The sequence below is a fragment of the Actinomyces howellii genome (genome assembly GCF_900637165.1).
Taxonomy (GTDB): domain Bacteria; phylum Actinomycetota; class Actinomycetes; order Actinomycetales; family Actinomycetaceae; genus Actinomyces; species Actinomyces howellii.
The window spans coordinates 364734-385830 of sequence record NZ_LR134350.1 but is presented as its reverse complement, the minus strand read 5'-3'; the positions used below and the strand labels follow the sequence as shown (position 1 = coordinate 385830).

Sequence of the window (21097 nt, the reverse complement as noted above, 5' to 3'; positions counted from 1 at the left end):
GGAAGACCCTTGCAGGACTTCTGCAGAGCGCTCGTGTTCGGTACGGTCGTACCACAACGTCGAGGGCAACCTCCCACGACGCGTGATCTAACCTCAACCTTCGAGAGCACAACGATGTGCTGGAGAGAGAGCCATGGCACTGTCTGCGCCGTCTGCGCCCGTCGCGCAGTCCGAGGTCTCCGCAGCCTGCGGGACCTGCGGGTCCTGCGACCCCCGCGGGACCGGGGCCTCGACGGGGCTCACGGGGCTCTCAGCCCGGGGCCGGAGGGCCCAGACGCACCTCACCCGACAGGTCGAGGTCGGCTGTGCCTACCTGGTGGCCCACCGGGTGGCCCACCAGGTGCGAGGCTCGGAGGTCGGCCGCGGTCGAGACGGCTGGCGCCGTCGAGGCACGCCCGCATCGTGGCGTCCCAGCACTGGCTGACGCCTCGCCCGCGCCGACGGGCAGGTCCCCCCGGCCCGACGGCATGTTCTTTTCATGTTCGACACTGACGAAGGAGTCTTGGATTATGAGTCATTCTCTGCAGGGGCGTCATTTCCTCAAGGAGCTTGATTTCACGGCTGAGGAGTGGCGTGGGCTGCTTGACCTGGCTGCGGAGCTGAAGGCTGCGAAGAAGGCTGGTCGGGAGGTGCAGCGTCTGGTGGGGAAGAACATCGCGCTGATCTTCGAGAAGACCTCGACGCGGACGCGGTGCGCGTTCGAGGTGGCGGCCTATGACCAGGGTGCGCAGGTGACGTACCTGGACCCCTCGGGCTCGCAGATGGGTCACAAGGAGTCGGTGGCTGACACGGCTCGGGTGCTGGGTCGGTTCTATGACGGGATCGAGTTCCGGGGCAAGAAGCAGGAGCACGTCGAGCAGCTGGCTGAGCTGTCGGGGGTGCCGGTGTGGAACGGTCTGACTGATGAGTGGCACCCCACGCAGATGCTGGCTGACCAGCTGACGATGCTGGAGCACGCGGGGGGCAAGGAGATCGGTGAGATCTCGTTCGCCTACCTGGGGGACGCGCGTAACAACGTGGCGAACTCGCTGCTGGTGGCTGGTGCGCTCATGGGGATGGACGTGCGGATGGTGGCTCCCAAGGAGCTGCACAACCCTGCTGAGGTCGTCGAGCAGGCCCAGCGCCTGGCGGAGGTCTCCGGTGCCAGGGTGCTGGTGACTGACGACGTCGAGGCCGGTGTGGCTGGTGTGGACTTCGTGTACACCGACGTGTGGGTCTCGATGGGTGAGCCCAAGGAGGTGTGGGACGAGCGGATCGGTCTGCTGCGTCCGTACCAGGTCAACGCCGAGCTGCTGGCCAAGACGGGGAACCCGGGGGTGAAGTTCCTGCACTGCCTGCCGGCGTTCCACGACACGAACACCACGGTGGGCAAGGACATCTTCGACAAGACCGGTCTGGACGGGGTCGAGGTCACCGACGACGTGTTCGAGTCCGAGGCCAACGTCGCCTTCGACCAGGCCGAGAACCGGATGCACACCATCAAGGCCGTCATGGTCGCCACCCTGGGAACCTGGGAGTGAGCCCCATGAGAATCGTCGTCGCACTGGGCGGCAACGCCCTGCTCCGTCGTGGTGACAAGCCCGACGCCTCCACCCAGATCGCCAACGTCGTCGTCGCCGCGAAGGAGCTGGCCAAGCTCGCCGCCGAGCACGAGGTCGTCGTCACCCACGGCAACGGACCCCAGGTCGGCGTGCTCGCCCTGGAGTCGGCCAACGACGAGCGCCTGAGCGAGCCCTACCCCTTCGACACCCTGGGCGCCGAGACCCAGGGGATGATCGGGTACTGGCTGCTCCAGGCCCTGGGCAACGCCCTGCCCGGACGCCAGGTGGCCGCCATGGTCAACCAGACCCTCGTTGACGCCGAGGACCCCGCCTTCGCCAACCCGACCAAGTTCGTCGGCGAGGTCTACGACGAGGCCACCGCCACGGCCCTGGCCGAGGAGCGCGGCTGGACGGTCAAGCCCGACGGGCAGTACTTCCGGCGCGTGGTCGGCTCCCCCCAGCCCCAGGGCGTGGTCGAGACCGATCTCATCCGCACCCTGGTCGAGGCCGGCGCGGTCGTCGTGTGCGCCGGCGGCGGCGGCGTGCCGGTCATCCGTGAGGAGGACGGCAGCCTGCGCGGCGTCGAGGCCGTCATCGACAAGGACCTGACCGCCTCCGTGCTGGCCCAGGCCCTGGGGGCCGACGCCCTCATGATCCTCACCGACGTCGACGGCGTGTTCGTCGACTACGGCACCCCCGAGGCCCGTCAGATCCCCCGCGCCACGCCCGACGAGCTGCGCGCGCTCGGTCTGCCGGCCGGCTCCATGGGGCCCAAGGTCGAGGCCGTCTCCCGCTTCGTGGAGAACACCGGCGGCACCGCGGCCATCGGTCGCCTCGAGGACGCCATCGACATCATCAACGGCAAGGCCGGAACCACCATCGCGAAGGCCTAACACTCGTCCCCCGACCAGCCTGCCCGGCTCACGGGCCGGGTAGGCTGGCCCAGGGGGCCCGGCCAGGACCTGACAAGGAAGGAGGTAGCCCGTACGTTACCTCTGACGGCCCAGTGCCGTCCCGGCTACAACAATCAGTCCGTCCGCAAGGAAAACCCTTCACAAAGGAGTGACAGTTCATGACGAAGATCGTCAACTCTTGGAACGACTTCGACCCGCTCAAGCACGTGATCGTCGGCCGCGCCGACTTCTCCGTCATCCCGCCGGAGGAGCCCGCCACCTCTGAGAAGGTGCCGATCGACTCCGAGATGCGCGGCATGTGGGGCCCCCGTCCCACCGCCACGGTCGAGGCCGCCAACGAGCAGCTCGACAACTACGCGAAGATCCTCGAGGGTCTGGGCATCAAGGTCGACCGCCCCACTCCGCTGCAGTGGAACCAGGCCATCGTCACGCCTGACTTCCGCACCGAGTCCGGCTTCACGCAGATGCCTCCGCGTGACATCCTGCTCACCGTCGGCAACGAGATCATCTCGTCCGCCAACTCCTTCCGCTGCCGGTACTTCGAGTACCTCGCCTACTGGCCGCTCATGAAGGAGTACTTCGACGAGGACCCGGAGTTCCTGTGGACGCAGGCCCCCCGTCCCCGCCTCACCGACAAGTCCTACAAGCACAACTACTACGACGAGAAGATCTCCCTCGAGGAGCGTCTCGAGCGCACCGCTGCCAAGGACTTCGTCACCACCGAGTTCGAGCCCATGTGGGACGCCGCTGACGTCATGCGCGTCGGTAAGGACCTGTTCATCCAGCACGGTCTGACCACGAACCGCACCGCCATGGAGTGGTTCAAGCGCTACTACCCCGACCTGCGGGTGCACGCCGTCAACTTCCCCGGTGACCCCTACCCGATCCACATCGACGCGACCTTCGTGCCGCTGCGTCCGGGCCTCATCATCAACAACCCGCACCGTCGTCTGCCCGAGGAGCAGCGCAAGATCTTCGAGGCCAACGACTGGCAGATCGTCGACGCCGCCCAGCCGGCGCACGACACCCCGCCGCCGCTGTGCTACTCCTCGGTCTGGCTGTCCATGAACTGCCTCGTCATCGACCACAAGACCGTGTGTGTCGAGGCCAGCGAGGTCCACCAGATGGAGCAGATGGACAAGCTCGGCATGAACGTCATCCCGGTTCCGTTCCGCGACGCCTACGCCTTCGGCGGTGGTCTGCACTGCGCGACCGCCGACGTCTACCGCGAGGGCGGCTGCGAGGACTACTTCCCGAACCAGATCGACGACCCGACCCTCGTCTGAGAGCTCGACGCCGTCATCTCACACCGCGGGTGACGGTCGGCCACGACCGTCACCCGCGGCCCCGGCAGGGCCCCGGGCGACAGGGGCACTCGCTCCCGTCGCCCGGGGCCCTGCCCTTGCGGGGAGGCCCGGACGCGCCCGGGCCGGACCCCGTCGACCAGTACCCGTATCTCCGTCACCCCCCCACACTCACCACTACCCCGCCGACCGCACCCCTACGTCGGCGGTGACACCGCAAAGGAGCGGACGTTGGACTCATCGGGTCGAGAAAAGCTCAAGGGCTTCGCATTCATGTTCCTCTCATCGAGCCTCATGGGAGGGATCGGCGCCTTCGCCCGCTACATCGAGGCGCCAGGGCTCTTCATCTCCTTCAACCGCAGCTTCGCAGGATTCCTGGGAATGACAGCGATCTTCCTGGCGACGCGGAGGTTCCATAAGTTCAAGAACTTCAGGATGTCGCCGACGATCATCCTGACAGGTATTTTCCTCGGTCTCCTGTCCGGGCTCTACGTCATGTCGACGCAGATGACGACGCTGTCGAACGCAGCGTTCCTCATCTACACCGGCCCCGTGTACTCCACGGTGCTGGCGACGATCTTCCTCAAGGAGCCCTTCACGAAGGTCACGGGCCTGTCTCTGGCCGCGGTCCTCGTCGGGTGCCTCATGATCATCGGCATCATCAACTACACCTCCGGCGACGGATTCACGATCAGCCTGGACCTCGACCCGAAGTACATGGTCGGCAACCTCGTGGCCCTGGCCTCCGGCGTGGCCTACGGTCTCTTCCTCTTCTTCAGCCGTTACAGGACGGACGTCGACTCCGACGTGCGCTCCTACTGCAACTTCACCTTCGCCATCATCACGCTGGGAACGATCCTCCTCATCGACCGTCCGGACCTGTCGGAGATGACCACCCGTGGCTGGGTCGTCCTGGCCGTCGCCGCGTTCATCACCGGATTCGGCGCGTTCTTCTTCCTTACGGTCGCCTCGAAGATCCTCCTGGCCTCCGAGCTGGCCACCATCTCCTACCAGGAGACGATCATGGCCACGCTGCTGGGCATCATCCTGTTCAGCGAGCACATCACCGTCATCCAGGCCCTCGGTGGCGCCCTCATCATCGCCGGCGGCGTCTCCCAGATCATGTTCTCGACGAAGAACGGCAAGAACGGCAAGAGCAAGGCCTCCGCCGGGGCCGGCTCCGACAAGGAGCTCGCCGGGGCGCCGGCCTCCTGACAGGCGCTGGGCGCCCCCGTGGCCCCGGGGGCGCCCAGCTGCAGACACGATCCGGACCGACCGTTCCACGCGTTCCCACCACCGTCCCGTCCAAGGAGTCCACGCAACGATGAGCGAGAAGAACATCACGAGGCTCGACGCCTTCACCTACCGCCAGATCCTGTCCGAGGACGACCCCGTCGTCCTCATCCCCGTGGGCGCCATCGAGCAGCACGGGCCGCACATGCCGCTGAGCGTCGACGTCCTGCTGTCGACGACGATGGCCGAGCTGACCGCCGACCGCCTGGGCGCCGCCCTCGTGGGACCGACCGTCACCACCGGCTACAAGTCGCAGCAGCGCTCGGGGGGAGGTAACCACATCGTCGGCTCCTTCGGCTTCGACGCCGAGACGGTCATCGGTGTGTGCCGCACGCTCGTGCGCGAGCTCGCCCGGCACGGCGCCCGACGCATCGTCTTCGTCAACGGACACTACGAGAACTACCAGTTCCTCTACGAGGGCGTCGATCTCGCCCTGCGCGAGCTGGCGCCTTCGGGCGAGGTCCCCCAGGTCATGCTCCTGTCCTACTGGGACTTCGTCACCGAGGAGGTCATCGCCCGGCTCTACCCCGAGGGGTTCCCGGGCTGGGACGTCGAGCACGGCGGGGTCATGGAGACCTCCCTCATGCTCGAGTTCTTCCCCGAGCTCGTCCACATGGACAGGGTCATGGACCTGCCGGCCGCCGACCTTCCCCTGTACGACCTCCTGCCGGTCGACCCCTCCCTGACCCCGGAGTCGGGCTGCCTGTCCTCCGCGCAGGCCGCCAGCGCCGAGAAGGGCCAGGTGCTGGCCGCCTCGGTTGTCGAGGGCATGACCGAGGCGATCACGAGCCGGTTCACCGTCTGACTCGCCACGACCATCCCCTGCGGTGCTCCCGGACCCTGTCCCACCGGTCCGGGTCCGGGAGCACCTGTTGCCGTGCAGAGCCAACGGGCGCTGCACGGCTCGCCGGTCCGACCAACGTCGTGACGACCGGCGTCACCCCGTTCACCACTACTACCCTCTGAAAGGGGACAAGGATGTCCTCACCGTCCAGCGGCACTGCCGCTCAGGGCCACACCATGAACAAGAAGCTCGGCTTCACGGCCATGCTGCTGTCCGCAACCGGCATGGGCTTCGTGGGCACCTTCGGGCGCCTGTCGACCCCCCTCAAGCCGGACGGGACCCGCTTCATCATCGGCGACTTCCTGGCCTTCGGCCGCATGACGGTCGGCGCCCTGGGCTTCCTCCTCCTCATCGTGGCGGTCAAGAAGCTCGCCAAGCTGCGCTCGACGAAGCTGTCCTTCGCCGTCGTGGCCGGCGGGCTGTCCATCGGCGCCTCCCTGGCTCTGTACGTGTCCTCCACGCTCATGACCACGATCGCCAACGCCGTGTTCCTCATCTACACCGGCCCGCTCGTCTCGGCGATCCTGGCGCGGATCTTCCTCAAGGAGAAGATCTCCGTGCGCAACGGGGTCTTCCTCACCCTCGTGTTCCTCGGCATGCTCATGACGATCGGCCTGGTCACCTACACCTCGGGCGAGGGACTGAGCTTCGGCCTCCAGCTGGGCGCCGACCCCGAGTACCCCAAGAAGGTCCTCGGCGACCTCTTCGGCCTGGGCTCAGGCGTCTTCTACGGCCTGGCCCTGTTCTTCTACCGCTACCGGGGCGACATCGACTCCGAGATCCGGGGCTTCTGGAACTTCGTCTTCGGCGCCGTCGGCGCGCTCATCGTCATGGCCTTCCGCATCACCTGGCTCGACCCGACCAACCCCTTCGAGGTCATGAAGCCCACGAACTGGTTCTGGGCGGTCGGAATGTTCCTGTTCTGCGGCCTGTTCGCCATCGGGTTCCTCGTCGTGGCGGGCAAGCACCTGCCCGCCGTCGAGCTGTCGACCGTGTCCTACTGGGAGTGCGTCGTCGCCCTTCTGCTCGGCCTGGTCCTGTGGGACGAGTCGATGACCCTCGTGGGCGCCATCGGCGGTGTGCTCATCCTGGGAGGCGGTCTGGCCCCGATTCTCCTGGACCTCACCGGCGCCCGGTCCAAGGCGGGCTCCGAGTCCTGAGCACCCGGCCGGGGCACGCGCCGAGGGCACCGCCCCGGAACGATCCCCCGGCCGACGTCTCACGTCGGACACATCACATCCCTATACTGTGCAACTGAGTAGTCAAGTCACCTTTGGCAGAAGGAACATCATGAGCGGTCATCCCAACCCGGCCAGCACCGATGTGCACGATGAGCACGCACGTGCCTCCGCCCTCAAGCGGGCGGCGTCGGCCAGCTTCATCGGCAACTTCATCGAGTGGTTCGACTACGCCTCCTACGGCTACATGGCAGCCGTCATCGGCGAGGTCGTCTCGCCCAGCGAGGACAAGACGGTCCAGCTCATGACGTCCTTCGCGATCTTCGCGATGTCCTTCATCCTGCGCCCCGTCGGCGCGGTGGTCTGGGGCATGTGGGGTGACCGCAAGGGCCGCCGCTGGGCGCTGTCGTGGTCCATCCTCATCATGTCGGGCTCGACCTTCCTCATCGGGCTGCTGCCCAGCCACGCCACCATCGGCGTCGGCGCTGCCCTGGGACTGCTCCTGCTGCGCATGATCCAGGGGTTCTCGGCCTCCGGGGAGTACGCGGGCGCAGGCACCTTCCTCGCCGAGTACGCTCCGCCCGCCAGGCGCGGCCTGTACACCTCCCTCGTCCCGGCCTCGACGGCCTGCGGTCTGCTCGCCGGCTCCCTCATGGTCGCGGGCCTGTTCGCCGCCCTCGACACCGACGCGATGCACACCTGGGGCTGGCGCATCCCCTTCCTCCTGGCGGCTCCGCTGGGCCTCGTGGGCCGGTACATCCGGGTCCACCTCGAGGACTCCCCGGTCTACCAGGCCATGCGTGACGAGCTCCCCGACGAGCAGCCGAGGACCAACCCCTTCCGCTCGCTGCTGTCCGAGCACCGCCGCGAGGTGCTCATCACCTTCGGGGTCTCCTGCCTCAACGCCGTGGCCTTCTACATGCTGCTCAGCTACATGCCCACCTACATGAGCAAGCAGCTCGGGTTCGCCGAGGACACCGCCACGATGGCGACCTCGGTCATGCTCGCGGTCTACATCGCCTCCATCTTCGTCATGGGGCACCTGTCGGACGCCATGGGCCGGCGCAAGATGCTCATCATCGCCTGCGTGGCCTTCATCGTCCTGAGCATCCCCCTGTTCTGGGTCATGTCCCACGCCGGGACCGACTCGAGCGGGCTGCTGCTCATCATCGGCTGCCAGGTCGTCTTCGCGATCATCCTGACCGCCAACGACGGCACGCTGGCCACCTTCCTGGCCGAGTCCTTCCCCACCGAGGTGCGCTACTCCGGGTTCGCCCTGTCCTTCAACGGGGCCAACGCCATCCTGGGTGGCACGACCCCCTTCATCGTCACCTGGCTCATCGACGTCACGGGATCCGCCCTCACTCCGGCGGTCTACCTCACGGTCGTCGCGCTCGTCGCGCTCGTGGCGATCCGGGCCTCACGGGTCATCCACATGGCGGAGATCGGCCAGACGAACGGGGACGCGCGGTCCTGAGCTCCGGTCCCCGACCGGCTGGGGAGCCCTCACGCGGCGCCCCGACCTCGAACGGTCCCGTCAGCCACTTCCACGGTGGTTGGCGGGACCGTTCCGTCACCTGGACGTAACATGGGGTCATGGCCGAGACCCTTGCCCCTGAACAGGCCGCAGACGATCCGGACGAGCCCTCTGAGGACCACCTCGCCGACCGGTCCGGGGAGCAGGCACCCGGCCCGTCCCGCCCCGTGGTGGCGACCACCAGCCGAGGGCTGGGCCGGCGCCAGGAGATCATCGAGGCGGCCGCCGCCATCATCCGCGAGTCCGGGCCCGGGGCGGTCAGCCACCGGGCGGTGGCCAGGCGCGCCGGCTGCTCGTTGTCAGCCACCACGTACTACTTCGACGGCCTCGACGACCTCCTCTACCAGGCGGGCCAGGTCAACATCGCCATGTGGGCCTCGCGGGCCGAGGCGGTGGCGGACCGCGTCGAGTCCCTCGACGACCTGCCCGACCTCCACGGCCGGATCGAGCTGCTGCTCCAGGCGACCCTTCCGGCCGAGGGACCCTACAGGGGCCACTACGTCCAGCTCATCTCAGCCGGCGCCGCCGTCGCCGTCGGACAGGCCTACCGCAACGGCCGCCAACGTCTCAACGCCGCGGTCGCCAGGGTGCTGCGCCACCTGGGAAGCACCCTGAGGCCCGAGGTCGTCATCGCCATCGTCGACGGCGCCGCGGTCAGCGCGCTGAGCGAGGGGCGCGACGTGCGGGCGACCGCGGCCGACCTGCTCGGCACGGTGGTCCTCAGCACCGGCCAGGTACCCGCGGACAGAACCCGGTCACCACAGCCCGGTGGGATCGAGATGAACTCGTAGCGGGTCCTGGCGCCTGGCCGCCCGCTCGCGCTGAAGGTGCCGCAGGGCCACGGCGAGCTCGCGGCCGCGACCGGGCTCGGCGCGCACAAGGCCTCTGGCCGCAGGCGCCGAGGCCCCTGCGCTCCCGGAGGTCCCTGCGGGACCGTGCTCCGCGACGGGCACCGGACCCAGGGTCTCGAACCCGATGGCCTCCATCTCCTCGAGGACCGCACGCACCGCTGTCGGCTCGCCGTCGAGGCGGGCGGTGCGCCAGGCGGGAGGAAGGTGCAGCTCGGCACGCTCGTCCAGCTCACGGCGGGCGAAGCCGGCGTGGTCCCAGCGCACGAGTGCCTGGGCGGCCACGGGCGCGGGGCCGCCCAGGAGGATGGCCCGCGCATCGGGACGGGCCAGGACGACGGCGTTGGTCCACCGTCGCAGCGCCTGCGCCGCCGCCCCCAGCTCGGGGCGGGCCGACAGGACCGCGCCGTCCATGAGCACGACCGCCCGGTACCCTCCCTGCGCGACCGGCTCGGCCCCCGGGGTGGCCACGACCAGGCGTGGGGAGCCGTCGACCGAGGACACGACGCCGTGCCCCTGGGAGGCCCCGGAGACGACCACCGGCACCCCGGGGAAGGCGCGCCCCAGCTCTTCGCCCGTCCGGCCGGAGCCGACCCTGACCATCCGCAGCTCGGCGTGGCCGCACTCGGCGCACGACCATGAGGTCACCATCCGTGCGCACCACCTGCAGCCCAGGCGCTGGCCGGCGTCCATCGACACCGGTCCCCCGCACGCCGGGCAGGTCACCGGGGCGCGGCACCGCGCGCAGGCCAGCGCCGGAGCGTACCCGGCGCGGGGGACCTGGACGAGAACCGGTCCCCGCTCCAGGGCCTGGCGCACCGCCCGGTGCGCCAGGGACGGAAAACGGGCCGCCCCCGAGGCTCCCTCGGCGTCGAGCTCGGGTGCTCCGGGGACCTCGACACGTGCCACGGCGCGCCGGACGGTAGTCCGCGAGGCACGGAGGTCCTGCGCCCATCCCCGCTCGACATAGCCCTGGGCCTCGACCGTCCTGGAGTGCCCCGCCACGACCATGCCGCAGCCCTCGGTCGCCGAGCGCAGGGCGAGCACGGTGCGGGCGTGGACGTAGGGGGCGCGAGGCTCCTCGAGCCGGTCGTCCCCGTCGTCCCAGATGAGCGCCAGTCCCAGATCGACCACGGGAGCGAAGGCGGCGGCGCGGGTACCGACCACGACACGCACCCGACCGAGCAGGACCTCGACGAAGGTCCGGTACCGGCGCTCGGAGCCGAGCTCCGCGCTGAGCACGGCCACCGGCTCCCCGGGAAGGTGCTCACCGAGCGCGGCGGCCAGCTCGCCGGCCTGGGAGGCGGTGGCCACGATGAGAAGCACGCCCCGACCCGAGCTGAGCGCCGCCCTGGCAGCCTGCGCCGCCAGCACCATCCAGTGGCCCACGACCCCGGGCAGCGCCGGCAGCGCAGTCCAGACCGCCCGTGGCGCGCCTCCTGCCGCCAGGCAGGCCAGGAGCGCGCCGCCTCCGTCGTAGACCTCCCAGTCACCCGGCTCCGGCGGCGTCCAGCACGCCGGCTCCGCCCTCGGCTCGCGACGAGCCGCCTCCTCCGCCCGGGCGTGCCGGGCGGGCACGGCCAGGCGCACGACGTCGGCGCGGACCCCGGCCGAGCGCTGTGCGACGGCCTCGATGAGGGTCATCGTCGCGGCGGTGAGCACCGGCAGGTCGGACACGACCCGGCGCAGCGGCACGAGCCTGCCGGGACGGGTCGTCGTCGCTGCCCGCTCCCAGATCCAGCCGTGCGTCTCCTGGCCACCGAAGCGCACGACCACCCGGGCGCCCACGACCGCGGCGGCGTCGAGCTCAGCCGGGACGAGGTAGTCGAAGGTGCGGTCGAGGTGGGCCACGCCGGAGTCGATGAGCACGCGTGCCACGGGCTCGTCGACCTGCCCGCCGGCGACCCTGCGCTGCGCAGGAGCAGGCACGGCAAGCAGCTCACCCTGGCGCGGCGCCGACCGGCTCATGCGGCCCGCTCCCTGCGCCTGACGCATCCCGACCCCCGGCTAGACCGCGGCGCGCAGCGCCTCAACCCGGTCGGTCCTCTCCCACGTGAAGCCGGGGCGTCCGAAGTGGCCGTAGGCGCTCGTCTCGCGGTAGATCGGCTCGAGCAGACGCAGGTCACGGACGATGGCCGCAGGACGCAGGTCGAAGACCTCCGAGACGGCGGCGACGATCCGCTCGACAGGAACCGTCTCGGTGCCGAAGGTCTCGACGTGGATGCCGACGGGGTGCGCTGCGCCGATGGCGTAGGCGACCTGCACCTCACAGCGGCGAGCCAGGCCCGCGGCCACGACGTTCTTGGCGACCCACCGCATCGCGTAGGCCCCCGAGCGGTCCACCTTCGAGGGGTCCTTGCCGGAGAAGGCCCCGCCCCCGTGGCGCGCCACGCCCCCGTAGGTGTCGACGATGATCTTGCGGCCCGTCAGGCCCGCGTCCCCGGCAGGGCCGCCGATGACGAACTTCCCCGAGGGGTTGACCATGACGGTCGTCCCCGAGGCGTCCAGGTCCAGCCCCGCGGCCCTGGAGGCCTCCAGCACCGGGTTGATGACCTCCGTGGTCACGGCGTCGGCGATCCAGGACTGCGAGCGGTCCGGGTCGTGCTGGGTCGAGACGACGACGTGGGCGAGGCTCACCGGGGTCATCCCGTCGTAGCCGATGGTGACCTGGGTCTTGCCGTCGGGGCGCAGCCCCGTGACGACTCCCTCCTTGCGCACGAGGGCGAGCCGCTCGGCCAGGCGGTGCGCCAGGTGGATCGGGGCGGGCATGAGCTCGGCGGTGTCGGTGCAGGCGTAGCCGAACATGAGCCCCTGGTCCCCTGCGCCCTGGAAGTCCAGGGGGTCGATGTCCGCGCGGTCCTCGCGGACCTCAAGTGCCTTGTCGACCCCTGCGGCGATGTCCGGGGACTGCTGGCCGATCGACACCGACACCCCGCAGGACGCGCCGTCGAAGCACACCTCGGAGGAGGTGTAGCCGATGCGGACGATCTCCTGGCGGACGATGTCCGGGATCTCGACGTAGGCCGTCGTGCTCACCTCGCCGACGACGTGCACCAGCCCGGTGGTCACGACCGTCTCGACCGCGACGTGGGCGGCGGGGTCCTGCTCGAGGATGGCGTCGAGGATGGCGTCCGAGATGCGGTCGCAGACCTTGTCCGGGTGCCCTTCGGTGACGGACTCGGAGGTGAACAGACGGAGGGAGGAAGTCACGGCCCCAGACTACCCGGGGCGGGGGACCTCGGTTCGCAGGCGGTCGGCGATGAGACCCACGAGAGCCCTGCCCACCTCCTCCTTGGTCCCCGAGGCCCGCGCGACCTGCCTGCCGTCGGCGTCGAGCACGACGACGGAGTTGGGCACGTCCCCGAATCCCCGCTCCGTGCCCACGGCGTTGACGGCCAGGAGGTCGGCGCCCTTGCGCCTGGCCTTGGCGGCGCCGTGCACCAGGACGTCGCCGTCACCGTCACCGGTCTCGGCCGCGAAGCCCACGACGAGGGTGCGGCCGTCACGCCGGGGAGGGTCGGCCACGAGCCCGGCGAGGACGTCGGGGTTGTCCACCAGCTCGAGAACACCCGTCCCGGCGGCCCCGCCGCTGTCACCCGGGCGGTGCTTCTTGATCTTCGTGGCCGACACCGACGCCGGTCGGAAGTCGGCCACGGCGGCGGCCATGACGACGACGTCGGCGTCGCGGGCGGCGAGGCGGACGGCCTCGCCCAGCTCGACGGCGGTGCCTACCATGACGACCTCGACGCCCGCGGGCAGGGTGTCGAGCAGGCGGTCCTCGACATGCGCCGCCACGAGCGTGACGCGGGCGCCGCGCTCGTGCGCGGCGCGGGCCACGGCCAGGCCCTGCCGGCCCGAGGACCTGTTGCCCAGGTAGCGCACCGGGTCGATCGGCTCGCGGGTGCCTCCCGCGCTGACCACGACGTGAAGGCCGGTCAGGTCACGGTCGGGCCGGGCCTGACCGCGGCCACCGCGTTCCCCGAGCACCGCCAGCGCCCGGTCGACGAGCACCTCGGGCTCGGGGAGTCGCCCGGGGCCCTCGTCGCCTCCGGTCAGCGGCCCACTGTCCGGAGGGACGACGGTCAGGCCACGGCGGCGCAGGGTCGCCACGTTGTCCCGGGTCGCGGGGTTGAGCCACATCTGGGTGTGCATCGCCGGGGCCAGGACGACCGGCGCGGTCGTGGTCAGGATGGTGGCGGTCAGGAGGTCGTCGGCCCGTCCCGCGGCCACGCGGGCGATGAGGTCCGCCGAGGCCGGGGCGACCAGGACGAGCTCGGCCCACTCCCCCGTGGCGACGTGCTCGACCGCCGCCGGGTCGTCGAACACCCCGCAGGCCACGGGCCCGCCGGAGACAGCCGCCAGCGCGGGGGCGCCGATGAAGCGCAGGGCGGCGGCGGTGGGCACCACCTTGACCTCGTGCCCGGCCTGCCTGAGCAGACGGATGACGAAGGGTGCCTTGTAGGCGGCGATCGACCCTGAGACGCCGACGACGACGCGCCGCCCCCCTGGCGCGGGTGCGGCGCGCTCGCTCCTCGACGGTCCCGTTGTCACGGATCTCCTCGTGGCGACCGGGGTGCGGGCCCGGGGCCTAGAACTGGAAGTCGTCGGCGCCCGTGGCCGGCGTCCCCGTCTCGTCGACCGGGGTCGGTCCGTCGAGCACGATGTCGGAGAACATGTCGGCCTCGGCGGCGCGGCGGGCCTCCTCGGCCTCGGCGCGACGGGCTCGGGCCTCGTCACCGGGGATGACCTGGAGCTTGTCCTCGGCGATCTCGCGCAGGGCGATACCCAGGGGCTTCTCGACAGCCTCGACCTCGACCAGCGGACCGAAGAACTCCAGCTGGTTGTCCTCGAGCTGCTGGGTGTAGGTGTTGATCTGGCGGGCGCGCTTGGCGGCCTGGACGACCAGGCCGTACTTCGAGTCGACCTTCTCGAGGAGGTCGTCGATGGGCGGGCTGGTGATCCCCTCGGGCTGGGCGGAGGTTCCGAGCATGTGCTACTCCGGGTGTGCTCGACAGTGCGTGAACCGGAACAGTCTAGCCTGCCAGCCCCATGATGCCCTCGAGCTCGTCCGTGGCACGCGCCACGCGGTCGTTGACGATCGTCCGGTCGAACTCGCGGGCCGCCGCGAGCTCGACGCGGGCGGTGGCCAGCCGACGCTCCCGCTCCCGCTCGTCCTCGGTTCCCCGTCCGATCAGCCGCGTGACGAGATCCTCCCAGCTGGGAGGGGCGACGAAGACGAGCTGGGCCTGCGGCATGGACTCACGCACCTGCCGGGCCCCCGCCAGGTCGATCTCGAGCAGCGCCGGTCTGCCCACCGCGAGCCTGTCCTCGACAGGTCCCCGCGGGGTGCCGTACCGGTGGGTACCGTGCACGAGCGCCCACTCGAGCATCTGCCCGTCGGCCACGAGGCGGTCGAACTGCGCGTCCGACACGAAGTGGTAGTGCACCCCGTCGACCTCCCCCGGGCGAGGGCTGCGGGTCGTCGCCGACACCGAGACGAACAGCTCGGGGTGACGTCGCCTCAGCTCGGCGACGATCGTGCCCTTGCCGACCGCTGTCGGCCCGGCGAGCACGGTCAGACGCGGCGGGAGGGCGGGGCGGCAGGACGACGGCATGGGGACATGATGGACCACCGGGCGCGCCGGGTCATCCTGGCTCGAGCGCGTCCGTGCCACCACAGGGGCCCTCAGCCGAAGCGGGCGACGAGCTCGGCGCTCTGGCGCGAGCCGAGGCCGCGCACGCGCCTGGTCGGGGAGATGCCGATCTCCTCCATGAGCACCTCAGCCGTCCTCCTGCCGACCCTGGGCAGGGCCAGGAGGAGGTCGATGACGCGCATGCGCCCCAGGGCCTCGTCCGTGCCGGCCTGCTCGAGGAACTCCGAGACGCTCATGCGCCCGTGCTTGAGAGCGTCCTTGGCCTGTGCGCGGCGCTGCCGCGCGTCAGCAGCCCTCGCCAGGGCATCGGACCGCTGCTGCGCGGTCAATGCTGGAAGTGTCATGGCGGGGTCCTCCCACAACCTGTGCGTCGATCGCCTGTGATCTTCATCAAGGTTAGGTCGGTTCGTCGCCGTGCGCATCCCGAACGGAGGGTCCTGGTCGGTCGGTGGCTCAGGCGGGCGACCGCCGGTTCCCGGCGGCCCGGGCCTCAGTGCCGCAGCGCTCGCAGCGCCTGCTCACCGGCCGCGTCGGCGGCACGGCGCAGCCCCTGCGGGTCCGGGCCGGCGCTGAGCACCGCCCGGGAGGTCGAGGCGAGCACGTTGCCCCGGGCCGGGCCGAACACCGTGGCCAGCTCGGGGCCCGCAGCACCCTGGGCGCCCACCCCGGGTGCGAGCAGTGGCCCGTTGACGCCGACCAGGTCGATACCGAGGTCGGTGACGGCGATGCCCGTGGTCGCGCCGACGACCAGTCCGACGCTCCCCAGGACCCCGGCCTGTCGAGCCGCGGCGTTGGAGCGCGTCGCACCCTCGGCCAGGCTCGCCGCGACGGCCGGGCCCTGGGCGGTTCGTGCGTGCTGGATCGAGGCACCCTCGGGGTTGGAGGTCAGCGCGAGGACGAAGACGCCGCGCCCGGTCCTTGCCGCCAGGTCGAGGGCAGGACCCAAGGAGCCATAGCCGAGGTAGGGGGACACCGTGATCGCGTCGGCAGCCAGCGGGGCGCCGTCGGCGAGGTAGGCCTGGGCGTAGGCACCCATGGTCGAGCCGATGTCCCCGCGCTTGACGTCGAGGACGCTGAGCACGCCGAGCTCGCGCAAGGCGGCCAGGACCTCCTCGAGGACGGCCAGGCCGGCGCTGCCGTGCCGCTCGAAGAAGGCGGACTGGGGCTTGACCGCCGCCACCCGCCCCTCGAGCGCCTCGACGGCGCGCAGGCTGAAGTCGCGCAGCCCGGCGGCCGAGTCGGTCAGCCCCCAGGCCTCAAGCAGGCCGGGGTGGGGGTCGATGCCCACGCACAGCGGGCCCCGCTCGTCCATGGCGCGGCTCAGGCGGGCGCCGAAGGACGCCACGGGGGGACGGTGCTGGTCGGTGGCGGTCATGCCTGCGTCTCCTGGGTGGTCGTGCCGCCGGCCTCGGCCGGGGCGTGGTCGCTCATGCCGCCGGCTCGGCGGCGTGAGCGGTCGGTGTTGTGCGCCTGCAGGCTGCGAACCCGCAACGGCCCGCGCAGCCTGGCCTCCAGGGCCTGGACCGCGGCCTGCAGCTGGTGGACGGTGGTGATGATCGGCCTGTCGGCACCTGTGGTCGCGGCGCGGATGGAGTAGCCGTCGGCGCGCGCCCCCTGGCCCCGCGGCGTGTTGACGACCATGTCGACCAACCCTGACTCGATGAGGTCGACGATGGTCCGCTCCCCGTCGGCTCCCCGCCCCTGGCTCACCTTGCGCACGGTGGTGGCCGGGATGCCGTTGCGGCGCAGGACCTGGGCCGTGCCCGTCGTGGCGAGCACCGTGAAGCCGAGCTCGGCCAGGCGTGCCACGGGCAGGATGATGTCCCTCTTGTCCCGGTCGGCCACCGACACGAAGACCGTCCCCTCGCCCGGCAGCCCGCCGTATGCCCCGTCCTGGGACTTGGCGAAGGCCCGGGGGAAGTCGGTGTCGTAGCCCATGACCTCGCCGGTCGAGCGCATCTCGGGTCCCAGGACGGCGTCGACCGAGCGGCCCTGCGGGGTGCGGAAGCGCTTGAAGGGCAGCACCGCCTCCTTGACCGCGATCGGGTCGAGGGGGTCGCTCAGGGAGGCGTCGCCCGCGGGCAGGATGCCTTGGGCCCTCAGGGAGGCGATCGACCGGCCCACCATGATGAGGGAGGCCGCCTTGGCGACCTGGACGCCGGTGGCCTTCGAGACGAAGGGGACGGTACGGCTCGCCCGAGGGTTGGCCTCGATGACGTAGAGGGTGTCGCTCATGAGGGCGAACTGGATGTTGACGAGCCCGCGCACGCCCACCGCCGCCGCGATGGACTCGGTCGAGCGCCGGATGCGGTCGACCTCGGCCTGGGACAGGCTGACGGGGGGCAGGACGCAGGCGGAGTCGCCCGAGTGGATGCCCGCCTCCTCGATGTGCTCCATGACTCCGGCCAGGAAGAGCTCGGTGCCGTCGTAGAGGGCGTCGACGTCGATCTCCACGGCGTCGTCGAGGAACCTGTCGATGAGCAGCGGGCCCTGGTCCCACGCTCCCCCCGGGTCCTGGGCTGCTCGTTCGAGGTAGTCCTCCAGGCCCTGGGGGCTGTAGACGATCTCCATGCCCCGCCCGCCCAGCACGTAGCTGGGGCGCACGAGCACCGGGTAGCCGACGGTGCGGGCCACCTCGATCGCCTCCTCGGGGCCGTCCGCGGTGCCGTGGGCGGGTGCGGGCAGGCCGGCGCGCGCGAGCAGGGCGCCGAAGGCCTGACGGTCCTCCGCCGCGTCGATGGCCCGCGGGCTGGTGCCCAGGACCGGGACGCCCGCTGCGGTGAGCCTGGCCGCCAGCGACAGAGGCGTCTGCCCGCCGAGCTGGACGATCACCCCGGTCACCGGTCCCGCGGCGCGCTCGGCGTCATAGACCTCCATGACGTCCTCGAAGGTAAGCGGCTCGACGTAGAGCCGGTCGGAGACGTCGTAGTCGGTCGAGACCGTCTCAGGGTTGCAGTTGACCATGACGGTCTCGTGGGTCTCGGCCAGGGCCATGGCGGCGTGGACGCAGGAGTAGTCGAACTCGATGCCCTGGCCGATGCGGTTGGGGCCCGACCCCAGGATGATGACGGCAGGGCGCTCGCGGGGGGCGACCTCGGTCTCGGTGTCGTAGGTCGAGTAGTGGTAGGGGGTGCGCGCGGCGAACTCGGCGGCGCAGGTGTCGACCGTCTTGTAGACGGGTCGCAGGCCGAAGGCGTGGCGCAGCTCGCGGACGGTGTCCTCCCCGACGCCCCTGAGGGAGGCGATCTGGGCGTCGGAGAAGCCGTGGCGCTTGGCCCTGGCCAGGACCTCACGGCTCAGGCCGTCCGCCGCGGCGACCTCCCCGGCGATCTGCTCAAGAAGCTCCATCTGGTCGAGGAACCACGGGTCGATGCCCGTCGCCTCGTGCAGCTCGGGGGGCGTGGCGCCGCCCCGCAGGGCCTGCTGGAGGTCGAGCAGCCGGTGCTCGGTGGGCACGGACAGGCCGGCCAGGAGCGCCGCCGTGCTCCGGGGCCCGGGGGCGGGGCCGTCCCAGTGGAAGGCGGTGCCCTTCTTGTCGATGGAGCGCATCGCCTTCTGGAGCGCCTCGGTGAAGCAGCGGCCCACGCCCATCGCCTCACCGACCGACTTCATCGTCGTGGTCAGGGTGGGGTCGGCTCCGGGGAACTTCTCGAAGGCGAACCGGGGGACCTTGACGACGACGTAGTCGAGCGCGGGCTCGAAGGATGCCGGGGTCGAGCCGGTGATGTCGTTGGGGATCTCGTCGAGGGTGTAGCCCACGGCCAGCCGGGCGGCGATCTTGGCGATGGGGAACCCGGTGGCCTTGGAGGCCAGGGCGGAGGAGCGCGAGACCCGGGGGTTCATCTCGATGACGATGACCCGGCCGGTGCCGGGGTCGACGGCGAACTGGATGTTGCACCCGCCGGTGTCGACCCCGACCTCCCGGATGATCGCGATACCGACGTCACGCAGGCGCTGGACCTCCCGGTCCGTCAGGGTCAGTGCCGGGGCCACGGTGACCGAGTCGCCGGTGTGGACTCCTACCGGGTCGACGTTCTCGATGGAGCACACGACCACGACGTTGTCCGAGGTGTCGCGCATGAGCTCGAGCTCGTACTCCTTCCACCCCAGGATCGACTCCTCGAGCAGGACCTTGGTGGTGCGCGAGGCGGCCAGGCCGAGCCCGCAGATGCGTTCGAGTTCGGCCTCGTCGTGGGCGACTCCCGAGCCCAGCCCCCCCATGGTGAAGGAGGGGCGCACGACCACCGGGTAGCCGCCCAGGGCGTCGACCGCCTCGCGGCACTGGGCCATGGTGCGTGCGATGTGGGAGCGAGCCACCTCGGCGCCGCAGCGCTCGACGACCGCCTTGAAGGCCTCGCGGTCCTCCCCCGCACGGATCGCCTCGGCGCCCGCGCCGATGAGCTCGACGCCGTAGCGCTCCAGGACGCCGGACTCCACGAGGCTCATCGCGGCGTTGAGGGCGGTCTGCCCGCCCAGGGTCGCCAGCAGCGCGTCGGGGCGCTCCGCCTCGATGACAGCGGTGAGGACCTCGGGGGTGATCGGCTCGACGTAGGTGGCGTCGGCCAGGTCGGGGTCGGTCATGATCGTCGCCGGGTTGGAGTTGACGAGGATGACCCGCAGGCCCTCGGAGCGCAGCACCCTGCAGGCCTGGGTCCCCGAGTAGTCGAACTCGCAGGCCTGTCCGATGACGATCGGGCCGGAGCCGATGACGAGCACCGAGGAGATGTCTGTGCGCAGCGGCATCTCAGGAGCCCTCCTGGCGGTCGGCGCAGCGGTGCTGTCTCATGAGCGCCATGAAACGGTCGAACAGGTGCTCGCCGTCGTGGGGCCCTGCCGCCGCCTCGGGGTGGAACTGGACGGAGAAGGCCGGCAGGTCCAGGGCGCGCAGCCCCTCGACCACCCCGTCGTTGAGGCACACGTGTGAGACCTCGACCCGTCCGTAGCGCTCGGGTGCGAAGGGGGCTCGGGACGGTGCCCCGACGGGGGCGTCGACAGCGAAGCCGTGGTTGTGGGCGGTGATCTCGACCCTGCCGGTGGTCCGGTCGAGCACCGGCTGGTTGACGCCCCGGTGTCCGTAGGCGAGCTTGTAGGTGCCGTACCCCAGCGCCCGGCCCAGGATCTGGTGGCCCAGGCAGATGCCGAACAGGGGGATGCCCGCCTCGAGCACGCCGCGGGCCAGGGCGACCTCGTGCTCGGCGGTCGCGGGGTCCCCGGGACCGTTGGACAGGAACACCCCGTCGGGACGCAGCGCGAGCAGGTCGGTCAGTGTCGTCGACTGGGGCAGGACGTGGACCCGTGCGCCCCGCTCGGCGAGCTGGGCGGGGGTGCGGGCCTTGACGCCCAGGTCGAGGGCGGCGACAACCGCCACCGGATCGCCTCCTGCCACCGGGCCGGTGGGCTCGACGACGTAGCCGGCCGGAGTCGTGACCTGGCTGGTCAGCGCCTGACCGGCCATCGGCGGGGCCGAGCGCACGGCGTCCAGGCAGATGTCGACCGCCGTGGGTGAGGGCCCGCCGGGGTCCTCGGCGCCGACGGGCAGGGCGGGGCCCGAGAAGATCCCGCCGCGCATGGCCCCCCGCTCGCGCAGGTGCCGGGTCAGCGCCCGGGTGTCGACCTCGCTCAGGCCGACGACGCCGGCGCGCTCGAGCTCGTCCTCCAGCTCCCGGCGCGCGCGCCAGGACGAGGCGCGGCGCGCCGGGTCGCGCACGACGTACCCGGCCACCCAGATCCGTGAGGACTCGGGGTCCTCGTCGTTGACGCCCGTGTTGCCGATGTGGGGGGCGGTCATGACGACGATCTGGTGGTGGTACGACGGGTCGGTGAGGGTCTCCTGGTAGCCGGTCATCCCGGTGTTGAAGACGATCTCACCGACCGCGCGTCCCGACGCGCCGTAGGAGCGGCCCCGCAGGACGTAGCCGTCCTCCAGGACGAGCAGGGCGGTCGAGCGGCGCCGAGCGCCCCGGTTCGCTCCTGCCTCGGTCATC

17 protein-coding genes are annotated in these 21097 nt (G+C 70.9%); 8 read left to right on the top strand and 9 right to left on the bottom strand.

From position 1 onward, the window contains the following. Positions 1 to 509: 509 nt before the first annotated feature. The 8 genes from argF (at position 510) to EL245_RS01635 (ending at position 9402) form a co-directional block, all read left to right on the top strand. Positions 510 to 1520 carry an ornithine carbamoyltransferase gene (gene argF, locus EL245_RS01670; protein ID WP_126381490.1) on the top strand — a complete coding sequence of 337 codons (1011 nt, stop codon included), beginning with the start codon at positions 510 to 512 and terminating at the stop codon, positions 1518 to 1520. A gap of 5 nt (positions 1521 to 1525) precedes the next feature. Beyond that, positions 1526 to 2434, top strand: coding sequence for a carbamate kinase (arcC, locus tag EL245_RS01665; RefSeq protein WP_126381488.1), 909 nt, complete (start codon positions 1526 to 1528; stop codon positions 2432 to 2434). A gap of 179 nt (positions 2435 to 2613) precedes the next feature. Continuing rightward, a complete protein-coding gene (locus EL245_RS01660; RefSeq protein WP_126381486.1) occupies positions 2614 to 3741 on the top strand; it encodes a serine/threonine protein kinase in 1128 nt (375 codons plus the stop codon). A gap of 249 nt (positions 3742 to 3990) precedes the next feature. Then, entirely contained in the window at positions 3991 to 4974 is a 984-nt protein-coding gene (locus EL245_RS01655; protein WP_232009826.1) for a DMT family transporter, read from the top strand. 109 nt (positions 4975 to 5083) lie between these two features. Continuing rightward, positions 5084 to 5857 carry a creatininase gene (locus EL245_RS01650; protein WP_126381484.1) on the top strand — a complete coding sequence of 258 codons (774 nt, stop codon included), beginning with the start codon at positions 5084 to 5086 and terminating at the stop codon, positions 5855 to 5857. Between the two features lie 215 nt (positions 5858 to 6072). Beyond that, positions 6073 to 7056 (top strand): DMT family transporter, encoded by a 984-nt coding sequence (locus EL245_RS01645; RefSeq protein WP_269471396.1) that lies wholly within the window; start codon positions 6073 to 6075, stop codon positions 7054 to 7056. Positions 7057 to 7186: 130 nt separating this feature from the next. Further along, positions 7187 to 8551, top strand: coding sequence for an MFS transporter (locus EL245_RS01640; RefSeq protein WP_126381480.1), 1365 nt, complete (start codon positions 7187 to 7189; stop codon positions 8549 to 8551). A 119-nt stretch (positions 8552 to 8670) separates the two neighbouring features. Beyond that, positions 8671 to 9402, top strand: a complete 732-nt coding sequence (locus EL245_RS01635; protein WP_126381477.1) for a TetR/AcrR family transcriptional regulator — start codon at positions 8671 to 8673, stop codon at positions 9400 to 9402. Here EL245_RS01635 and EL245_RS01630 read toward each other — a convergent pair. The 9 genes from EL245_RS01630 to carA all read right to left on the bottom strand — a co-directional run bounded on the left by EL245_RS01630 (position 9367) and on the right by carA (position 21096). Beyond that, positions 9367 to 11427 carry a primosomal protein N' family DNA-binding protein gene (locus EL245_RS01630; protein ID WP_161512694.1) on the bottom strand — a complete coding sequence of 687 codons (2061 nt, stop codon included), beginning with the start codon at positions 11425 to 11427 and terminating at the stop codon, positions 9367 to 9369. The two genes, EL245_RS01635 and EL245_RS01630, sit on opposite strands and share 36 nt — an antisense overlap. Before the next feature lie 39 nt (positions 11428 to 11466). Then, positions 11467 to 12669: a methionine adenosyltransferase gene (gene metK, locus EL245_RS01625; RefSeq protein WP_126381475.1), complete on the bottom strand. Its 1203-nt coding sequence runs from the start codon at positions 12667 to 12669 to the stop codon at positions 11467 to 11469. A gap of 9 nt (positions 12670 to 12678) precedes the next feature. Next, complete coding sequence (gene coaBC, locus EL245_RS01620; RefSeq protein ID WP_126381473.1) at positions 12679 to 14010, bottom strand: bifunctional phosphopantothenoylcysteine decarboxylase/phosphopantothenate--cysteine ligase CoaBC; 1332 nt, start codon at positions 14008 to 14010, stop codon at positions 12679 to 12681. 37 nt (positions 14011 to 14047) lie between these two features. Next, on the bottom strand, positions 14048 to 14449 hold the full coding sequence (gene rpoZ, locus EL245_RS01615) for a DNA-directed RNA polymerase subunit omega (RefSeq protein ID WP_126381472.1): 402 nt from the start codon (positions 14447 to 14449) through the stop codon (positions 14048 to 14050). Between the two features lie 43 nt (positions 14450 to 14492). Next, positions 14493 to 15074, bottom strand: a complete 582-nt coding sequence (gene gmk / locus EL245_RS01610; RefSeq protein WP_126381470.1) for a guanylate kinase — start codon at positions 15072 to 15074, stop codon at positions 14493 to 14495. Between the two features lie 71 nt (positions 15075 to 15145). After that, positions 15146 to 15457, bottom strand: coding sequence for an integration host factor, actinobacterial type (mihF, locus tag EL245_RS01605; protein WP_126381468.1), 312 nt, complete (start codon positions 15455 to 15457; stop codon positions 15146 to 15148). Between the two features lie 146 nt (positions 15458 to 15603). Further along, a complete protein-coding gene (gene pyrF, locus EL245_RS01600; RefSeq protein ID WP_126381466.1) occupies positions 15604 to 16488 on the bottom strand; it encodes an orotidine-5'-phosphate decarboxylase in 885 nt (294 codons plus the stop codon). Beyond that, a complete protein-coding gene (carB, locus tag EL245_RS01595) occupies positions 16485 to 19856 on the bottom strand; it encodes a carbamoyl-phosphate synthase large subunit (protein WP_126381464.1) in 3372 nt (1123 codons plus the stop codon). Before carB ends, pyrF begins: the two co-directional genes overlap by 4 nt. Before the next feature lies 1 nt (position 19857). Then, positions 19858 to 21096 carry a glutamine-hydrolyzing carbamoyl-phosphate synthase small subunit gene (gene carA, locus EL245_RS01590; RefSeq protein WP_126381462.1) on the bottom strand — a complete coding sequence of 413 codons (1239 nt, stop codon included), beginning with the start codon at positions 21094 to 21096 and terminating at the stop codon, positions 19858 to 19860. Position 21097: the final 1 nt, after the last annotated feature.

Excerpts from the sequence above, each read along its gene's own strand:
- carB (WP_126381464.1), bottom strand. The coding sequence starts at position 19,856 with ATGCCGCTGCGCACAGACATCTCCTCGGTGCTCGTCATCGGCTCCGGC.
- EL245_RS01635 (WP_126381477.1), top strand. The coding sequence starts at position 8,671 with ATGGCCGAGACCCTTGCCCCTGAACAGGCCGCAGACGATCCGGACGAG.
- EL245_RS01645 (WP_269471396.1), top strand. The coding sequence starts at position 6,073 with ATGAACAAGAAGCTCGGCTTCACGGCCATGCTGCTGTCCGCAACCGGC.
- arcC (WP_126381488.1), top strand. The coding sequence starts at position 1,526 with ATGAGAATCGTCGTCGCACTGGGCGGCAACGCCCTGCTCCGTCGTGGT.
- pyrF (WP_126381466.1), bottom strand. The coding sequence starts at position 16,488 with ATGACCGCCACCGACCAGCACCGTCCCCCCGTGGCGTCCTTCGGCGCC.
- EL245_RS01630 (WP_161512694.1), bottom strand. The coding sequence starts at position 11,427 with ATGAGCCGGTCGGCGCCGCGCCAGGGTGAGCTGCTTGCCGTGCCTGCT.
- EL245_RS01640 (WP_126381480.1), top strand. The coding sequence starts at position 7,187 with ATGAGCGGTCATCCCAACCCGGCCAGCACCGATGTGCACGATGAGCAC.
- rpoZ (WP_126381472.1), bottom strand. The coding sequence starts at position 14,449 with ATGCTCGGAACCTCCGCCCAGCCCGAGGGGATCACCAGCCCGCCCATC.
- gmk (WP_126381470.1), bottom strand. The coding sequence starts at position 15,074 with ATGCCGTCGTCCTGCCGCCCCGCCCTCCCGCCGCGTCTGACCGTGCTC.
- argF (WP_126381490.1), top strand. The coding sequence starts at position 510 with ATGAGTCATTCTCTGCAGGGGCGTCATTTCCTCAAGGAGCTTGATTTC.
- EL245_RS01650 (WP_126381484.1), top strand. The coding sequence starts at position 5,084 with ATGAGCGAGAAGAACATCACGAGGCTCGACGCCTTCACCTACCGCCAG.
- mihF (WP_126381468.1), bottom strand. The coding sequence starts at position 15,457 with ATGACACTTCCAGCATTGACCGCGCAGCAGCGGTCCGATGCCCTGGCG.
- EL245_RS01660 (WP_126381486.1), top strand. The coding sequence starts at position 2,614 with ATGACGAAGATCGTCAACTCTTGGAACGACTTCGACCCGCTCAAGCAC.
- carA (WP_126381462.1), bottom strand. The coding sequence starts at position 21,096 with ATGACCGAGGCAGGAGCGAACCGGGGCGCTCGGCGCCGCTCGACCGCC.